18 protein-coding genes and 1 tRNA gene are annotated in these 13719 nt (G+C 66.1%); 14 read left to right on the top strand and 5 right to left on the bottom strand.

Annotated elements, in window-relative coordinates:
- Nucleotides 1-53: 53 nt before the first annotated feature.
- Nucleotides 54-1721: an HAD family acid phosphatase gene (locus EDF42_RS10465; protein ID WP_123672279.1), complete on the top strand. Its 1668-nt coding sequence runs from the start codon at nucleotides 54-56 to the stop codon at nucleotides 1719-1721.
- Between the two features lie 15 nt (nucleotides 1722-1736).
- On the opposite strand, the gene EDF42_RS10470 is transcribed toward EDF42_RS10465, so the two are convergent.
- The 3 genes from EDF42_RS10470 to EDF42_RS18955 all read right to left on the bottom strand — a co-directional run bounded on the left by EDF42_RS10470 (nucleotide 1737) and on the right by EDF42_RS18955 (nucleotide 3364).
- A complete protein-coding gene (locus EDF42_RS10470) occupies nucleotides 1737-2177 on the bottom strand; it encodes a BLUF domain-containing protein (protein WP_123338900.1) in 441 nt (146 codons plus the stop codon).
- A gap of 112 nt (nucleotides 2178-2289) precedes the next feature.
- Nucleotides 2290-3096 (bottom strand): glycoside hydrolase family 16 protein, encoded by an 807-nt coding sequence (locus EDF42_RS10475; protein WP_123338899.1) that lies wholly within the window; start codon nucleotides 3094-3096, stop codon nucleotides 2290-2292.
- 194 nt (nucleotides 3097-3290) lie between these two features.
- Nucleotides 3291-3364 (bottom strand) — tRNA-Thr (locus EDF42_RS18955).
- A gap of 121 nt (nucleotides 3365-3485) precedes the next feature.
- Between EDF42_RS18955 and EDF42_RS10480 the strand changes: the two genes are divergently transcribed.
- On the top strand, nucleotides 3486-4784 hold the full coding sequence (locus tag EDF42_RS10480) for a site-specific integrase (protein ID WP_123672280.1): 1299 nt from the start codon (nucleotides 3486-3488) through the stop codon (nucleotides 4782-4784).
- A 62-nt stretch (nucleotides 4785-4846) separates the two neighbouring features.
- Here EDF42_RS10480 and EDF42_RS18960 read toward each other — a convergent pair whose 3' ends face one another.
- Nucleotides 4847-5011 (bottom strand): hypothetical protein, encoded by a 165-nt coding sequence (locus tag EDF42_RS18960; protein WP_185040887.1) that lies wholly within the window; start codon nucleotides 5009-5011, stop codon nucleotides 4847-4849.
- Between the two features lie 167 nt (nucleotides 5012-5178).
- Here EDF42_RS18960 and EDF42_RS10485 point away from each other — a divergent pair, with 167 nt between their 5' ends.
- Nucleotides 5179-6033 (top strand): hypothetical protein, encoded by an 855-nt coding sequence (locus tag EDF42_RS10485; RefSeq protein ID WP_123672281.1) that lies wholly within the window; start codon nucleotides 5179-5181, stop codon nucleotides 6031-6033.
- A 549-nt stretch (nucleotides 6034-6582) separates the two neighbouring features.
- On the opposite strand, the gene EDF42_RS10490 is transcribed toward EDF42_RS10485, so the two are convergent.
- Nucleotides 6583-7035 (bottom strand): helix-turn-helix domain-containing protein, encoded by a 453-nt coding sequence (locus EDF42_RS10490; protein WP_148067725.1) that lies wholly within the window; start codon nucleotides 7033-7035, stop codon nucleotides 6583-6585.
- A 100-nt stretch (nucleotides 7036-7135) separates the two neighbouring features.
- Between EDF42_RS10490 and EDF42_RS19395 the strand changes: the two genes are divergently transcribed.
- The 11 genes from EDF42_RS19395 (at nucleotide 7136) to EDF42_RS10540 (ending at nucleotide 13646) form a co-directional block, all read left to right on the top strand.
- Nucleotides 7136-7363, top strand: coding sequence for a helix-turn-helix transcriptional regulator (locus EDF42_RS19395; protein ID WP_123672283.1), 228 nt, complete (start codon nucleotides 7136-7138; stop codon nucleotides 7361-7363).
- Nucleotides 7360-7554 carry a helix-turn-helix domain-containing protein gene (locus EDF42_RS18965; RefSeq protein WP_185040888.1) on the top strand — a complete coding sequence of 65 codons (195 nt, stop codon included), beginning with the start codon at nucleotides 7360-7362 and terminating at the stop codon, nucleotides 7552-7554. The genes EDF42_RS19395 and EDF42_RS18965 overlap by 4 nt, the downstream gene beginning before the upstream one ends.
- Nucleotides 7555-7670: 116 nt before the next feature.
- Entirely contained in the window at nucleotides 7671-8441 is a 771-nt protein-coding gene (locus tag EDF42_RS10500; protein WP_185040889.1) for a phage antirepressor, read from the top strand.
- Between the two features lie 71 nt (nucleotides 8442-8512).
- Nucleotides 8513-8986: a helix-turn-helix domain-containing protein gene (locus tag EDF42_RS10505; RefSeq protein ID WP_123672285.1), complete on the top strand. Its 474-nt coding sequence runs from the start codon at nucleotides 8513-8515 to the stop codon at nucleotides 8984-8986.
- A 46-nt stretch (nucleotides 8987-9032) separates the two neighbouring features.
- Nucleotides 9033-9470 (top strand): hypothetical protein, encoded by a 438-nt coding sequence (locus EDF42_RS10510; RefSeq protein ID WP_123672286.1) that lies wholly within the window; start codon nucleotides 9033-9035, stop codon nucleotides 9468-9470.
- A complete protein-coding gene (locus tag EDF42_RS10515) occupies nucleotides 9467-9904 on the top strand; it encodes a hypothetical protein (protein WP_123672287.1) in 438 nt (145 codons plus the stop codon). The genes EDF42_RS10510 and EDF42_RS10515 overlap by 4 nt, the downstream gene beginning before the upstream one ends.
- The gene (locus tag EDF42_RS10520; protein WP_123672288.1) at nucleotides 9901-10170 is read left to right on the top strand and encodes a hypothetical protein; all 270 of its coding nucleotides are present in this window, start codon (nucleotides 9901-9903) and stop codon (nucleotides 10168-10170) included. Before EDF42_RS10515 ends, EDF42_RS10520 begins: the two co-directional genes overlap by 4 nt.
- A complete protein-coding gene (locus tag EDF42_RS10525; protein WP_123672289.1) occupies nucleotides 10167-10676 on the top strand; it encodes a hypothetical protein in 510 nt (169 codons plus the stop codon). The genes EDF42_RS10520 and EDF42_RS10525 overlap by 4 nt, the downstream gene beginning before the upstream one ends.
- Before the next feature lie 5 nt (nucleotides 10677-10681).
- Nucleotides 10682-11473 carry a hypothetical protein gene (locus tag EDF42_RS10530; RefSeq protein ID WP_148067727.1) on the top strand — a complete coding sequence of 264 codons (792 nt, stop codon included), beginning with the start codon at nucleotides 10682-10684 and terminating at the stop codon, nucleotides 11471-11473.
- Nucleotides 11470-12738, top strand: a complete 1269-nt coding sequence (locus EDF42_RS10535) for a DnaB-like helicase C-terminal domain-containing protein (RefSeq protein ID WP_123672291.1) — start codon at nucleotides 11470-11472, stop codon at nucleotides 12736-12738. Before EDF42_RS10530 ends, EDF42_RS10535 begins: the two co-directional genes overlap by 4 nt.
- Complete coding sequence (locus EDF42_RS10540; protein WP_123672292.1) at nucleotides 12735-13646, top strand: hypothetical protein; 912 nt, start codon at nucleotides 12735-12737, stop codon at nucleotides 13644-13646. The genes EDF42_RS10535 and EDF42_RS10540 overlap by 4 nt, the downstream gene beginning before the upstream one ends.
- Nucleotides 13647-13719 lie beyond the last annotated feature (73 nt).

A 13719-nucleotide genomic window follows, 5' to 3' on the forward strand; every position in this document is an offset into this window, starting at 1 on the left:
GGTCCCCCATCTGGGGGTCACTCCTCCTCGAGTCGAAGGTGTGCAGGTCCTCCATGCGCCGTTCCGTCCTCTCCGTCGTCGCCACCAGCGCGGCGATCGTCCTCACGTCCACCCTCGTCGGCGGTCCGGCCAGTGCACACGGGTGGGGCGACCCAGGACACGGACCGGGGCACTCGGCCGACGCCGGCCTGACGCCGCGGACGCACTTCACGATGGCTGCCGACGGCACGTCCGGTGCGACGCAGGGCGGCGAGGGCATCCCCAACATCGACTCCGTCAAGAAGACCATCGCCACCTACTACGGCGACCCCGGCACGGGCCTGGCGAACCGGACCGACTCCCCCTACATCCGCGAGATGCGATCGATCGTCGCCCGCCAGGGAGCGTCGCTGCAGCGCATCCACGACCGTGCCGTCCGGCACGGCGAGCGGCCCGCGATCGTCCTCGACGCCGACGACACCACCCTGTGGACGTACGACATGGAGGTCGCGGACATGCACTTCGTGTTCGACCCCGCACGGCAGGACGAGTGGGTGCAGGACGAGCGCTTCGCCGCCACCCCGTCCATGGTCGGCTTCGTCAACCGCGCCGCCGCGATGGGCTTCACCGTGTTCGGACTGACCGGCCGGAACGACGACCAGAAGACCGCGACCGTGCAGAACCTGTCGAAGGTCGGCTACACCGCCTTCACCGAGGACCGCTTCTTCACGAAGTGGACCGGCAAGGGCGCCTCGCAGCAGCCGTCGTACGTGACCTGCGCCGCCGCGAGCTGCACGACCGTCGAGTACAAGGCCCTGACCCGCAAGCACATCGAGCAGGACCTCGGCTACGACATCACGCTGAACATCGGCGACCAGTGGAGCGACCTGCAGGGCGGGTACGCCGACCGGTCCCTCAAGCTGCCGAATCCCACCTACTACCTCCCCTCGGCCGACCTGCCCGGCGTCTCCGAGCCCCGGCTGTCCCCACGGACGCAGTTCACCATGGCGGCCGACGGCTCCTCCGGTGCGACGCAGTCCGGTGAGGGCATCCCGAACATCGACTCCGTCAAGAAGACCATCGCCACGTACTACGGCGACCCCGGCACGGGCCTGGCGAACCGCACCGACTCCCCGTACATCCGCGAGATGCGGTCACTCGTCCGGCGGCAGGCCCCCGTCGTCGCCGCCCAGTGCGCCGTCGGCCGCAAGCTGCACCGCAACCCCGCGATCGTGCTCGACGCCGACGACACCACGCTCTGGACGTACGACATGGAGGTCGCGGACATGCACTTCGTCTTCGACCCCGCACGGCAGGACGAGTGGGTGCAGGACGAACGGTTCCCCGCGACCCCGTCGATGACCTCGCTCGTGTCGATCGCACAGCGTTCCGGCTGCACGATCATCGGGCTGACCGGCCGGAACGCCGATCAGGAGACCGCCACCATCGACAACCTGCAGCGCGTCGGCTACCCGCAGTTCTCTGCGACGGAGCGCGGCACCGAGACGTACTACACGAAGTGGACCGGGGTCGGGGCGTCGCAGCAGCCGTCGTACATCACCTGCGCCACGGCGAAGTGCACCACCGTCGAGTACAAGTCGCAGACCCGGGCGCACATCGAGTCACGATCGGGCGGCCGGTACGACGTGGTCGCGAACTTCGGTGACCAGTACAGCGACCTGCTCGGGGGCTCGGCGGACCGCAGCGTCAAGCTGCCGAACCCGACGTACTACCTGCCCTGAGGCCGGCGCTCGCCCTCAGCGGCGGTGCTTGCCGAGCGCCGCGTCCGGCGCCGCCAGCGGGTGGTTGCGGAACCACCGCAGCAGGGCGCGGGCCTTGCTCGTGTCCGCACTGCTGTCGCCGTCGACCAGGAACGCGTCGAACCCGTCCGGCAGCGGCGTCTCCGCGTCGCGATCGAACGCCATCGTCCATTCGCCGAACCGCGGCGTGTGGATGCGCTCCTCCACGAGCAGGCCGACATCGGTGTGACGAGGGTCGTCGATGATGCGCTGGTAGGTCTCGAGCACCGCGTCCTCCGGACCCTCCAACAACTGCATGAAGCGGCCGTCCTTGTACACGAGCAGACCGGACAGCCCGGACGCGGCGTTGCGGGACCGCGCGTGCTCGAGCAGCGCGTCCAGGCGTTCCTGGTCGAAGGGCTCGTCAGCGGCACTCATGTAGAGGAGGGACAGCAGCATGACGACCTGACGACCTTTCGACGCGCGGAGCGGGTTCGGTTCTGATGGTGGCCGATGGACGTCGCCCCCGGGAATCCCCAGAACGGGGAGAACGTGCGGTTGTCCGCACCCGTCACCGCGGATCGTACGTGCGGACCCAGTCGATCTCGAGGTGGCCAGGGTCGCCCCAGTTGCCGACCTGGAACATGTAGCGGTGCGGGGACGCCGGGACGTTCCGGGCGACCGTGTACACCAGCTCCCCGTCGAGGTAGTAGTTGACCGCTCGCCCCGGGATCCACTCCGTCGTGTAGGTGTGCCACGAGCTCCAGGACACGTGGGTGTTGTAGTGGTCGAACCCCTTCTCGTGCCCGGGCACCATCGAGTGGTGGAACACACGGGGCGTGCCGTCGAAGTTGCCCTCGGGGAAGTTGACCTCGCCGTCGGCCCAGTCGTCCGAGGTCGGCCACAGCATGACCGCGACGCCGTTGTCGGCGCCGCCGATCGCGCGCGCTCGGATGCTGAACGTCCCGCCCACGTGGGACCAGGCATCCTCCGGGGTGCCGAAGGTGCCAGCCGCACCGTGCTCGCCGTCCAGGGCGACGTCCATGTACCCGTCGTGCGCGCTGATCTGCGAACCCGACCAGTACCGTCCACCAGTGCCGTCCGGGTACGGCTGCCACGACTGCGCGTACGTCGCAGCGAACGGCCCGTCCGCCGCCGCCGGTGTGTCGAAGTCGACCGAGAAGGTCGGCACCCGGCCGATCGTCGGGTCGGGTCGGACGGCGGGGCCGTCCGCCCGCAGTGGCGTCGCGTTCGCCTGCTGCCCCTGGGACGCAGCGGCTGCCGACGAGCGGCTGGATTCGGGAACTGCGGCGGCGCTCACGGCGAGTGCCGCTGCCGCCGCACCCACGAGGACGATCATCGTCACACGGGTGAGCACGGTGCCTCCATCGATCGTCCGCCGGAGGAGGCTGGGCGATGTGGTTCTTGCGTCGCAGGGACCCCCGCGACGTCGTCACGCTATCCCGGGCCCCGTGCCCCTGTCTGTCCTGCAGCCGAAGCGTGCGGCTTCACGCCAACAGAAAAATCCCCGGTCAGGACCTGATGCAGATCCGTGACCGGGGATGTGTGCTGAGCCGCCTGTCGGAATCGAACCGACGACCTATTCATTACGAGTGAATAGGAGCGGTAGACTGGGGCTACTCGGCGAGCGGTGAAACTGGCGGCCGATCCCCGGATTCATGCGGATCGGACTACCATCGAGAAGATCAACCGCAACCATATGGTTGCGGTTATGTGTGTGTACTGATGTGTGTACCGGGAGGAACAGTGCCGAGGAAGCGGGATTCGGGCGACGGAGGGCTCTACGCCATCCGCGGCGGCAAGCTCTACCGGGGCGTCATCGACGACGGCTTCCACCCCGATGGCCGCCGTCGCCAACGCGTTGTGACGTCGAAGACCAAGGAAGGTGCGCGCCGCAAGCTCGATGCGATCAAGAAGCAGATCCAGCAGCACGGCACCGCACTCGACACGAAGACCACGCTCGAGCAGTGGGCGACGCACTGGTTGGAAACGGTCGGGAAACCGACCCTCAAGCCGAACACTCTGCTGTCGTACGAGTCGGTGAGCCGGAACTGGATCGTTCCGACCATCGGCGCGAAGAAGGTCTCCTTCCTCAAGCCGTCCGACGTGCGCATCATGACGAAGGCCGTCGCCGACGCCGGCCGCACCTCCGCGACAGCGAGGAAGGCGTACCAGGTGCTGTCGCTCATGCTCGAGTCGGCTCGGGTCGAGGGCATCGCCGCGCGCAACGTGTGCGAGGACGTGACCGCACCGGTGCAGGGCGAGTCGAACCGTGGCGCACTCAGCACGGAAGCAGCGCTGTCCGTCCTCAAAGTTGCCGCCGAGCACGACGACGGCACCCGCTGGTGGGTCGCACTACTGAGCGGTCTGCGCCAAGGCGAGCGCGTCGGGGCTCGCTTGGACTCCCTCGACCTCGACTCCGAGCAGCCGACCATCGGCGTCGAGTGGGCGCTGTCCGAAGTGCCGTTCGAGCACGGTTGCGGCCGCACCGAGGGCGACGCCTGGCGCTGCGGCAAGACTCGCGCCGGCTCATGTTCAAACCGCCGGCTCCGGGTCCCCGACGGCTTCGAGTATCAGCAGCTCAACGGCCGCCTCTGCCTCATCCGCCCAAAGTCCGGCAAGCCACGGTACGTGCCGCTCATGCCGGCGCTCGCCGAAGCGCTCCGCCGCTACCTGATCAAGACCGCCGACCGGCCGAACCCGTACGGGCTCATCTGGCGCAAGCCCAACGGCGAACCGTACCTCTGGGGCGAGGACGAGCAGACCTGGCGCGACCTCCTGTTCGAGGCCGGCATCATCGCCGAAGACCAGCGCGCGCCGGGCTCTCCCGTGCCGACCACTCACTGGGCCCGGCACACGACGGCGACCGTCCTCATGGAGCTCGGGGTCGACGCGAAGATCATCGGTGAGATCGTCGGCCACCAGTCAGAAGCTGTCACCCGCCGCTACCAGCACGTCTCCTCCGCGGCCGCCCGTGACGCGATGGACAAGCTCGGATCGCACTTCGCACTCGCAACTAGTGCGTCTGCCTTGCGTTCGGAATGAGTTGCGCTCGATCTTTCTGACTCACGCAGGACCGCGGCAATTTAACGCGGCCGCCGTCTCCGTCACGGCCGGCCGGTCGCGGCGGCGAACTGCAGTGCACCCTGCCGGTCGACCAGAACCACCGCGGCGACGAGCAGCGTCACCGCCGGCAGCACGACCGCGAACTCCACCGTCACCGCGCCGCGCTCAGAGCGACAGCAACCAACCCCTTCCAGGGTGACGATCATCTGCCAATATCTGAGTTGTGCCCAGGTCTCCCCTCATCGATGATCAGCGAGTTCCCGACGCCCGTCGGCTACGGCGAGGCCGCCGTCGTAGACGCCCCAAAACGAACGCGTCCGACAACCTAGGCCTGGGCTTTCGCCTATTCGGAGAGCTTGCGACCTTCCTGAAAGTGACCTGGATCCTCCCGAGCATCATCTTTGCTGCCTCCGTGTTTGCGGTGCTGACGGCCCGAGTTCTCCTGACGGCTGAGGGCAAGCCCGATCCAGCCTGGACTCCCTGGCTAGTGGTGGCCACGGTGCTCTCCGCTCTCGCGGTCGTGTTCGACCGGATCGCGGATGCCTACGACAAGAAGCTGTCCAAGTTGCGCCTGAGCGGCAGCGAGGACAGCGCTGAGAACTCGATCACAGATCTCAACACGTTCCTCGGTGAAGTCATCGAGGTCACCTTCTTGCAGGGCGCCGCCAAGGCGGCACACATGAGGTGGCTCCGTCGTTCCCTCGTGCTCGTTGCTGCAAAGTCGATTGGTCCGGGAAGCCGAGCGACGTACTACACCCTGGAAGACAGCACGCCGGGACACCGAGTCCTCGGTAGTCCGCAGCACGCAACCGAGTACGGACGTCATGACAAGCCTTCGCGACCCTTTTTGGAGGAAGAGGACCCGGGGCACAGCATCTGGCAGCTCCTAGATGGGCCGGACGAGCAAGTCGAGGTGATGCGGGAAGGGGTCGACGAGGTCTACGGCGTCGACTGGGGGCGCAAGCCGTACTCGACGTTCCTCTCCGTCCCGGTGAAGGCCGGAGACGTCCAGTTCGGTCTTCTGAGCGTGAACTGCGCGAACGAGGGCGCGATCGGCGGTTCTCAACGCGCAGCGGTGCTGGCGATGGCGCGCGCAATGGCGACTGCTCTCGCCTTCGACCAAGGACCGCAAGGCATGAACTCGCGCGCGAGTTCAAAAGATTTGTCGGTTGCATCGAGTAACGTCGCCGACACCACCGAGACAGGAACCGATCATGAGCAAAATTAATTCGGAGCGTGCTGCACAGGCTCGCCTAGACGCCAAGATCGACCAGAACCGAGAGCAGACTGCGCGACGAAGCGCGGCTCGAGCATCGCGGGCGAGGGAACAGTGGCTCCAATCGCGAGCGATGTCGGTCAGCCCTGCCGCCACCCGACGCTTCAGCTAGACAGTCCTTTCCAGCTCAACGAAGCCCCCGCGACCATCATCCAATCGCGGGGGCTTCGCTTGTCGTGCGGAGCCGACGGTCGCCCGAGTGGCGTCACGGCAAGGGCACCCAGACGGTCTCTAGAAGAGGTCGGGGCTGAGCCCTTCGTCCTCGGCGGCGCAGCGGGGCTTCTTGATCTGCCTCCGCTACGCACGCTTGCGCTCGCGAGGTCCTCCACTGGATCGAGCGCGGCTGCCCCGACGTAGGAGTAAAGCCGCGTAGACCGCGCTCGTAGCCAAACGGACGCCGCGCGTGGCACACTCGACACCACGTAGCGTAGCTGCGCCCAGAACTCAGAAACCCCCGAGCAATGACGCTCGGGGGTTTCGACGTTTCGGGGCGGGCGCCGGCTACTCCTCAGCGCGCGCAGCTGTTGCATCCCCAAGGCTTCGTTCAACGTCGGTCGACGAGCCGTTCGACTGCTGGATCGCCTCAGCCAGCATCGAGAGCACCTTCTGCACCACAACGCCACGCTGCGGTTCGGGAAGGACTTCTAGCAGCGGTCCGATGACAGCCATCCAGCTCTGAGTGGATGAGCTCAGGGCGGCGCCCTTCAGCTGGATGTCGAGCGCACGAAACAGTCGCTCGAGCACATCCACCTGGCCGGTGACCATGCCGCGTTCGATGTTTCGGATCGTCCTCGGGGACACGTTCGCGGCAAACGCAAGGTCCTCCTGCGTCATGTCCCTGGCGTGCCGCAGGTCGCGAACAGCTGCGCCGTAGAACAAGCGCTCTTGCGCAGTGGCGCGCCGAAGGTCCACCTGCGCCCAGTCGATGTTCTGCCCGTCGGCTCCCGTATTCACGCCGTTGACACTACTAGTTCTTGCCGGTTGGCGGCAAGGGAACCGGCAAAACCCACTGATTTCCTTCCCCTAACCGGCAGAAAGGCGTACTCTTTTGCCTATGACCAACCGATCGAGTCACCCGGGGGTAGGCATCCGTCTACTTCGCGAACGTGCGGGTCTCACCCAAGACGAAGTCGCTCTCCTCATGGGAGCGTCGCCCACCTACCTCTCTCGCGTCGAGAACGGAGCTGTGAAGGCCTCCGATCTCTGGCTCGGCAATGCAGCCTCGGCCATCGGCAGCTACCTGGCCGAACCCCGACCTCTCGATCTCAGGGGCGCGGCGTGAGCGCGCGGATCGAGTTTGCGCCAGCGCTCTTCACACGAGAGCTCGCCGCTTACTACCTGAGCTGCAGCCTCCGAGACGTCGACGACCTCAGGGCCAAGGGCGAACTCATCCCGGTTGGCGACTCCAAGCGGATCAAGTTCCGCAAGGAAGACCTAGACCGACATGTCGCATCGCTGCCCGAACGCGACTGACCGATGGTCCAGCTCCTTCGTCGCTTCATAGCCGCCGTCCTCATCGCCGAGGACCCGATCCCCTGCTACAGCAAGCTCGATCACCTCGACGGTCTACCCGAACGGAGTACCACCCCGTGACCGATCTCCTGAACTTCAAGTACGACAGTCTCACTGTCCGCACCCTGGTCATCGACGGCGAACCCTGGATCGTCGGCGTCGACGTCTGCAGGGCAATAGGGCTCCTCAACCCCCGCGACGCGCTCGGGCGGCTCGACCCGGATGGGGTCGGCACTGCCGACGTCATCGACAGCATCGGCCGGACACAGAACGCGAAGGTCATCAACGAGGCTGGACTCTACGAACTCATCTTCCAGTCACGGACCCCCGGCGCCGCCCAATTCCGCCGTTGGGTCACACACGAGGTGCTACCGAGCATCCGGCGCACCGGCTCGTACATCGCCACTACCGAGGAAGATGACACCACCCTCATCGCTCGTGCGCTGCAGGCGTCCGCCCGCATGCTCGAGCAGAAGGACGCCAGGATCGCTGAGCTCGTACCCCGAGCGGACGCATGGGACGAGCTTGCGAGTGGCGCCGGCGACTACGACGTCGCAGACGCAGCCAAGATGCTCGCGCGCGCTGGCATCCCGCTCGGATCACAACGCCTCTTCCGGCAGCTCAACGACCTCGGCTGGATCTACCGCGGTAGCGCCGGGAAGTGGAAGGCCCGTCAGGCACAGGTCGACGCCGGCTATCTCGCCGAGCGACCGATGTCGCACCACCACCCGCGCACCGGTGAGGTCGTCGTCGACCCCCCGCAGGTACGCGTCACGTTGAAGGGCATCGAACGCCTACGCGTCCGCCTCGGAGACCTGACCGTGCAGCACCTCAGCCCTGCCGTCTAGCGACGGCCACAAAGACCGAAGGCCCTCGCGGTGCAACGCGAAGACCCTCACTCCCGAAGGAGAAACACGAAATGTCTGTTCCAATCGTATCCGCTGCCGAGATCGGCGCAACCCTCACGTCGCTCCGACTCCAAGGCCGTCTCTCGCAGCAGAGCCTCGCATCGACCATCGGCACCACCACCGCCTACCTCGCGAAGCTCGAAGAAGGCCTCGTCACTCCGACCCAGAGCTATGTCGGGAAGATCCTCGATGCCGTCGTCAAGCTGCTCGACGCTCCTCCGCGTCCCTGCCTCATGCTCGGCTGCACTGTCACGCATGAGCCCGACGAGATCGTCTTCCACCACGCGGACACGATCGCGGGCGACTGGGGCTCCGTCGAGGTCCGCAAGTGCGAGGGCCAGGACGAGGAGTGGACGACATACCTCCGAGTCGAGGACGACTACGCGACGGACCCGGGCACGTTCCGCTCTATCGACCGCGCGTACAAGACGGCGAGCGCCCTCGCTGTCGCGCTAAACCGTCACCCCGCGGCGGTGACCCGATGAGCGCGTCGGAGCGCAAGGTCGGCAGTGACTGCGAGATGAGCGCCTGATGCCCGTCGAGATCGACATGCGTCGGACCACCTCTGCTCCGGACGAGGTGACCGTCACCTTGTCGGAGAGCCACGCCAACCTGACGATGACGCTAGACGAGGCGACCGAACTCGCACTTGATGTCCTCGAAATGGCTTACGGAGTCCGAGCCGGCGACCCCGTGCCCGTGCTAGCTCGAACCGGTCAGCCGTCTGCATCGCCTCGCTACCGGCCGACAGCGCGCATCTACGGGGTAGCGAGCGCCTACTACGGATCTGTCCGCATCGATGCCGAGAAGTTGGTCGCCGCGGGCAAGTGCGTCGGGTGGCCCGAGCAGATGGTCGAGTTTGAGCATGATGCTGCCCGCGCACTGGGACAGCACCTGCTGGTCCTCGTTCGAGAGTCCCGCACCGGCATCTACAGCCGAGCGCTCGATGCATCCCAGGAGGGAAAATGAAGCAGGGGACAGTGATCTCGAGCAGCTTCGAACCCGACTGGGCTGACGAATCCGAGGGCAGCAGCATCACGGTCGACGGCCACGAACGCACTGTCGTCGATCACTACGGCGTCCTGACAGAAGTACCGCTGCCAGGTGTCCCTACGAGGTTCAATCACGTAGACGCGCCATCCATCGTCGTGCAGGTCAGCCGAGCGGACCTCGTACTCCAGGACGACGAGTCGCGCATGGTCGTCGGCCCATACCGGATCAGCATCGGCGTGGGCGAGCAGTTCGACGCCAACTTGCCCGATGTCGCGCCGCTCGAGGCGTTCGCGGCGCGGATCAGTGACGCCGCAGCTGAGATTCGAGCGCTGATCGATCGTGAAAAAGCGACCGTCTCAGTTGTGGACGTAGCAGCAGACCAGACATCTAGAAGTGGAAACCACTCATGACCAACATCATCTCGTTTCCCTCCATCGAGGATCAGACCACTACTCAGGAAACTGCCGGCGCCGAGAGTGCTGACGTCGGTTCTGCCTACTCCGAAGAGGACGGAAACACGGTTGCTGTCACCTTCACCAGTTACGACCGTTCCTCGGCCATCGTGCACCTCATGACGCCAACGGAGGCTCGTGCTTTCGCGGACGACGTCGCGCGAGCCGCAGGCTCGGTCGAGCGTCTCATTCGCCAGAGCTCGAACGGCGGTGACCTGGCATGACCGTCTCCATCTACATCCCATCGACACTGTCCGCCGGCGCCCGCCAGGCGCTCACCGACATGCTGAGCAGCACGACTGAGGCCGCAACGCTCGTCGATACCGAGCAGGGCCCGTGGACAACCGCCGACGCAGAAGCCATCGCCGTGGAGCTCGAACAAGCTGGCTATGGCGTGCGAAGCCGCACGGGCACTTTCGCATGGACGATCGAACCGCACTCCCCGACGAGCCTCGGCACGGACTTCCTCGACGACATCACCCCAGCACTGGCGATCGTCGAGCAGATCATGGCCGACACGAACGCTGTCCGCACTCCTGATAACCCCGGGGCCGTTGACAACGACGCGGGATTCGGCAGCTACGGACTCCTCATCGGCGTGCTCAACATCCTGCAGCTCGCCGCCCACGACCTTCGGGGCGAGCTGCAGGCCCGGCCCGCAGCGGTGCAGTTCCCGATGGTCGCCCAAGTGCTCGCTCGACACATTCGCCGAGAGGCGGGACAGCTGTGACCGGGGTGCCCGCATCAGAAGTCACCGCGCACGACTTCGTCATGGTGCGCGCCGCGCTCGTCCAACGGCTCGGGTCCGCCAACAACGCGCTGGTGTGGACCCGGATCCACTTCCGCTGCTCCGACGGCGCACAGCGGCACGTCGACGACACCGGCACCGCCTGGTGGCGTGCCTCGAACGAGCAGATCGGCGAAGAAGTCGGCCTCACCCCGGACCAGGTCTACAAGGCAACCAGCACGATGCGAAAGGCAGGCTTCATCGAGTCCACCGAGCACCGGCTCGCCGGCAACTACGATCGCACGCAGTCCTGGCGCACCGTGGTCGAGGGTGACGAACTCGACTCCGTCGATCGACGGAATGGAGTCCGTCGAACGACGATCATGACGTCGTCGAACGACGATCAGGACGCCGTCGATCGACGGAATCTTCCTCTTAGTCAAGACACTCTCTCTACGTCGGACGTCGCAGGAGCGACGATCCGCGACGACGTCAAGGAGATCCTCGACTACCTCGATGCAGCGATCAAGCGCAACGAGGCGAAGAAGCCGTCCCGGACGAAGAAGAACCTCGACGCGGCCCGCCGGCTGCTCGACAACGACGGTCGCACTGTCGACCAGGTCAAGAAGGCCATCGACTGGGCTACGACCGACTCCTTCTGGCGCTCCAACATCCTGTCGATGGCGAAGCTCCGGGAGAAGTACGACCAGCTGCGGCTCACCGCGCAACGAGCTGAGCAGCCGCAACAGAACCGCCAGCCCGCCTACGCGGGCCGAGAGGAATACCGGGCACCCGAATGATCGACAACGACATCCCCTACGCGGAGCTCGCCGTGGTCGGCGCCGTGCTTCACACCGATGGGCGCGCACTCGCCAAGATCGCCGTCGCGGGCCGTGACTTCCGCGACAAGCGACACGGAGACCTGTTCGACCTGATGCGACGTCGACATGAGCGCGGCGAGCCGGTCGACCACATCACGATGCTGACCCTGGTGCCCGCAGCCGACGTCCAGTACGTCGATCAAGCGTTCGAGGCCGGCTGGGGTCACGCGGCAGTCGCCGTACACGGCGAAGCAGTCGCAACAGATGCGCTGCGACGTCGACTGTCGAACGTCGGCCTCCGTCTGCAGAGCGTCGGTAGCGACCTCGACCAGGGGCAGATGCGCGAACTCGCCTACGGCCTCGTGGACGACGCGATGGGGGCCACGGTGTCGAAGGTCGCTTACCTCGCGGACATCGTCGAGGAGACCGTCCAATACATGACCGAGCAGCAGCAGTTCGTGCCGACACCGTGGCCGAAGCTCAACCAGATGATCGGAGGGCTGCGACCGGGCGCGCTGTACGTCTTCGGCGCTCGACCCGGCGTCGGGAAGACCGTCGTCGCGCAGAACCTCGCGCAGACGCTCGCGCAGCACGGCGGGGTCTCGTTCAGCTCGCTCGAGATGGGCCGCTACGAGCTCCACCAGAGGTTCATCGCGGCGAACAGCGAGATCACCCTGTACCGGATGAAGAACGGCAGGGTGACCGACTCCGACGTGCAAACCATCCGTTCGAACGTCAGCCGGGTGTCCCCGCACGTCGCGATCGATGACCGTTCATCGGTCGGTCTGGCGGAGATCCGTCAGCACGCACGGCAGGTGCAGCACGACGGCGGACTCGCCGGCATCGTCGTCGACTACCTGCAGCTCATGGAGGGCACCCCGGGTACCAGCCGCCAAGAGGTCGTCGCCGCGTTCTCCCGCGGGCTCAAGATCCTCGCCCGCGACCTCCACGTGCCCGTAATCGCCTTGTCCCAGCTGAACCGCAACAGCGAAGCCACCCTGTCTGGCCAGCCCAAGCTGTCCGACCTTCGCGAGTCCGGCGCGATCGAGCAGGACGCGGACCTCGTCGTCCTGCTGCACCGTGAGAAGGACCCGCAGACACAGAAGCTCGACGAATTCAGCATCACCTTCGACGTCGCGAAGAACCGCCACGGCGAAACCGGAATCGTCCGGCTGGACTGGGACGGCACCCACTCCCGAATCACTGACCCGACAGCACACCCGATGCAAGGAGCAGCAGCATGACCATCACCCAGCAGCCCGAGGAAGAGGAAGCAGCCGTCGACCCCACCGTTCTCCTGCCGCTCGCTGCAGCTCGAGCACGGCACCGGCTCGGCGAGGCCCCGGGCCTGGTCGCCTACGTGCGGACGCTCATCACCCCGGCGGGAGCTCAGCGCTCGGACGGACTCCCCCGCCCTGCGTCAAAGGAAGCACCGGCGCCCCTCCGAGTGGACGCCGTCGACGAGTCGGACGCTGCCTATGCGCAGCTGCTCAACTGGGTCGCGTACTGGTCCGAGACCCTGCACATCGCTCCCCCTGTCACAGCGACGTACGCATGGTCGAACAGCCGAGAGGTGCAGGGGTTCCGCGCTGGCGTCGCTCCAGAGGGCGCAGCCGTCCTGGTGCGAAACTCGACCGTGTGGCTCCTGCTGCACCAGGACAAGATCGAACGCCACCAGCAGGCCAGCGCCTACTTCGACGACGTCGCAGCGATCGTCTGGGACCTCCGGAAGAAGTTCCCTCGCGAAGGCCGAGGTCCACGCCCGGTCTTCCCGCGGCCCTGCCCGGTCTGCGGGGACCCGTCCATGGGCGTCGAGTGGCACTCGGAGCAGCTGCAGGACTTCAAGCTCGTGTGCTCCTACTGCGGCTTCGAAGGCGACACCGCCGCGCTTCTGAAGGAGCGGGACCTCGCCGAGCTCCTGCGTGACATGCGCTCCGAGGAAGTCGCAGAACCGACTACGTGGTGGACGAAGAAGCAGGCTGCCCGAGAAATGCGGATCACACCGCAGACTCTGAACCGGTACATCCAGCAGGACGGGCTGAAGACCCACACGGCGGACGGGGCGGTGTACGTGAACGCGGACCAGCTGCGTGAGATCTGGCGAGGCAAGCGGATGCGAGACCAGAACCCGCGGCTGCAGCAGGGAGCATAAGCATCTCGGTGGCGCCCAAGCTGATCTTCTCAAGCGCGGGCGCCACTGGTTTGCCGTACTGCACCCAATCTCG

The organism is Curtobacterium sp. PhB172 (assembly GCF_003752545.1).
Taxonomy (GTDB): domain Bacteria; phylum Actinomycetota; class Actinomycetes; order Actinomycetales; family Microbacteriaceae; genus Curtobacterium.

Excerpts from the sequence above, each read along its gene's own strand:
- EDF42_RS10465 (WP_123672279.1), top strand. The coding sequence starts at position 54 with ATGCGCCGTTCCGTCCTCTCCGTCGTCGCCACCAGCGCGGCGATCGTC.
- EDF42_RS10470 (WP_123338900.1), bottom strand. The coding sequence starts at position 2,177 with ATGCTGCTGTCCCTCCTCTACATGAGTGCCGCTGACGAGCCCTTCGAC.
- EDF42_RS18960 (WP_185040887.1), bottom strand. The coding sequence starts at position 5,011 with ATGATCGTCACCCTGGAAGGGGTTGGTTGCTGTCGCTCTGAGCGCGGC.
- EDF42_RS19395 (WP_123672283.1), top strand. The coding sequence starts at position 7,136 with ATGACCAACCGATCGAGTCACCCGGGGGTAGGCATCCGTCTACTTCGC.
- EDF42_RS10505 (WP_123672285.1), top strand. The coding sequence starts at position 8,513 with ATGTCTGTTCCAATCGTATCCGCTGCCGAGATCGGCGCAACCCTCACG.
- EDF42_RS10510 (WP_123672286.1), top strand. The coding sequence starts at position 9,033 with ATGCCCGTCGAGATCGACATGCGTCGGACCACCTCTGCTCCGGACGAG.
- EDF42_RS10515 (WP_123672287.1), top strand. The coding sequence starts at position 9,467 with ATGAAGCAGGGGACAGTGATCTCGAGCAGCTTCGAACCCGACTGGGCT.
- EDF42_RS10520 (WP_123672288.1), top strand. The coding sequence starts at position 9,901 with ATGACCAACATCATCTCGTTTCCCTCCATCGAGGATCAGACCACTACT.
- EDF42_RS10525 (WP_123672289.1), top strand. The coding sequence starts at position 10,167 with ATGACCGTCTCCATCTACATCCCATCGACACTGTCCGCCGGCGCCCGC.
- EDF42_RS10535 (WP_123672291.1), top strand. The coding sequence starts at position 11,470 with ATGATCGACAACGACATCCCCTACGCGGAGCTCGCCGTGGTCGGCGCC.
- EDF42_RS10540 (WP_123672292.1), top strand. The coding sequence starts at position 12,735 with ATGACCATCACCCAGCAGCCCGAGGAAGAGGAAGCAGCCGTCGACCCC.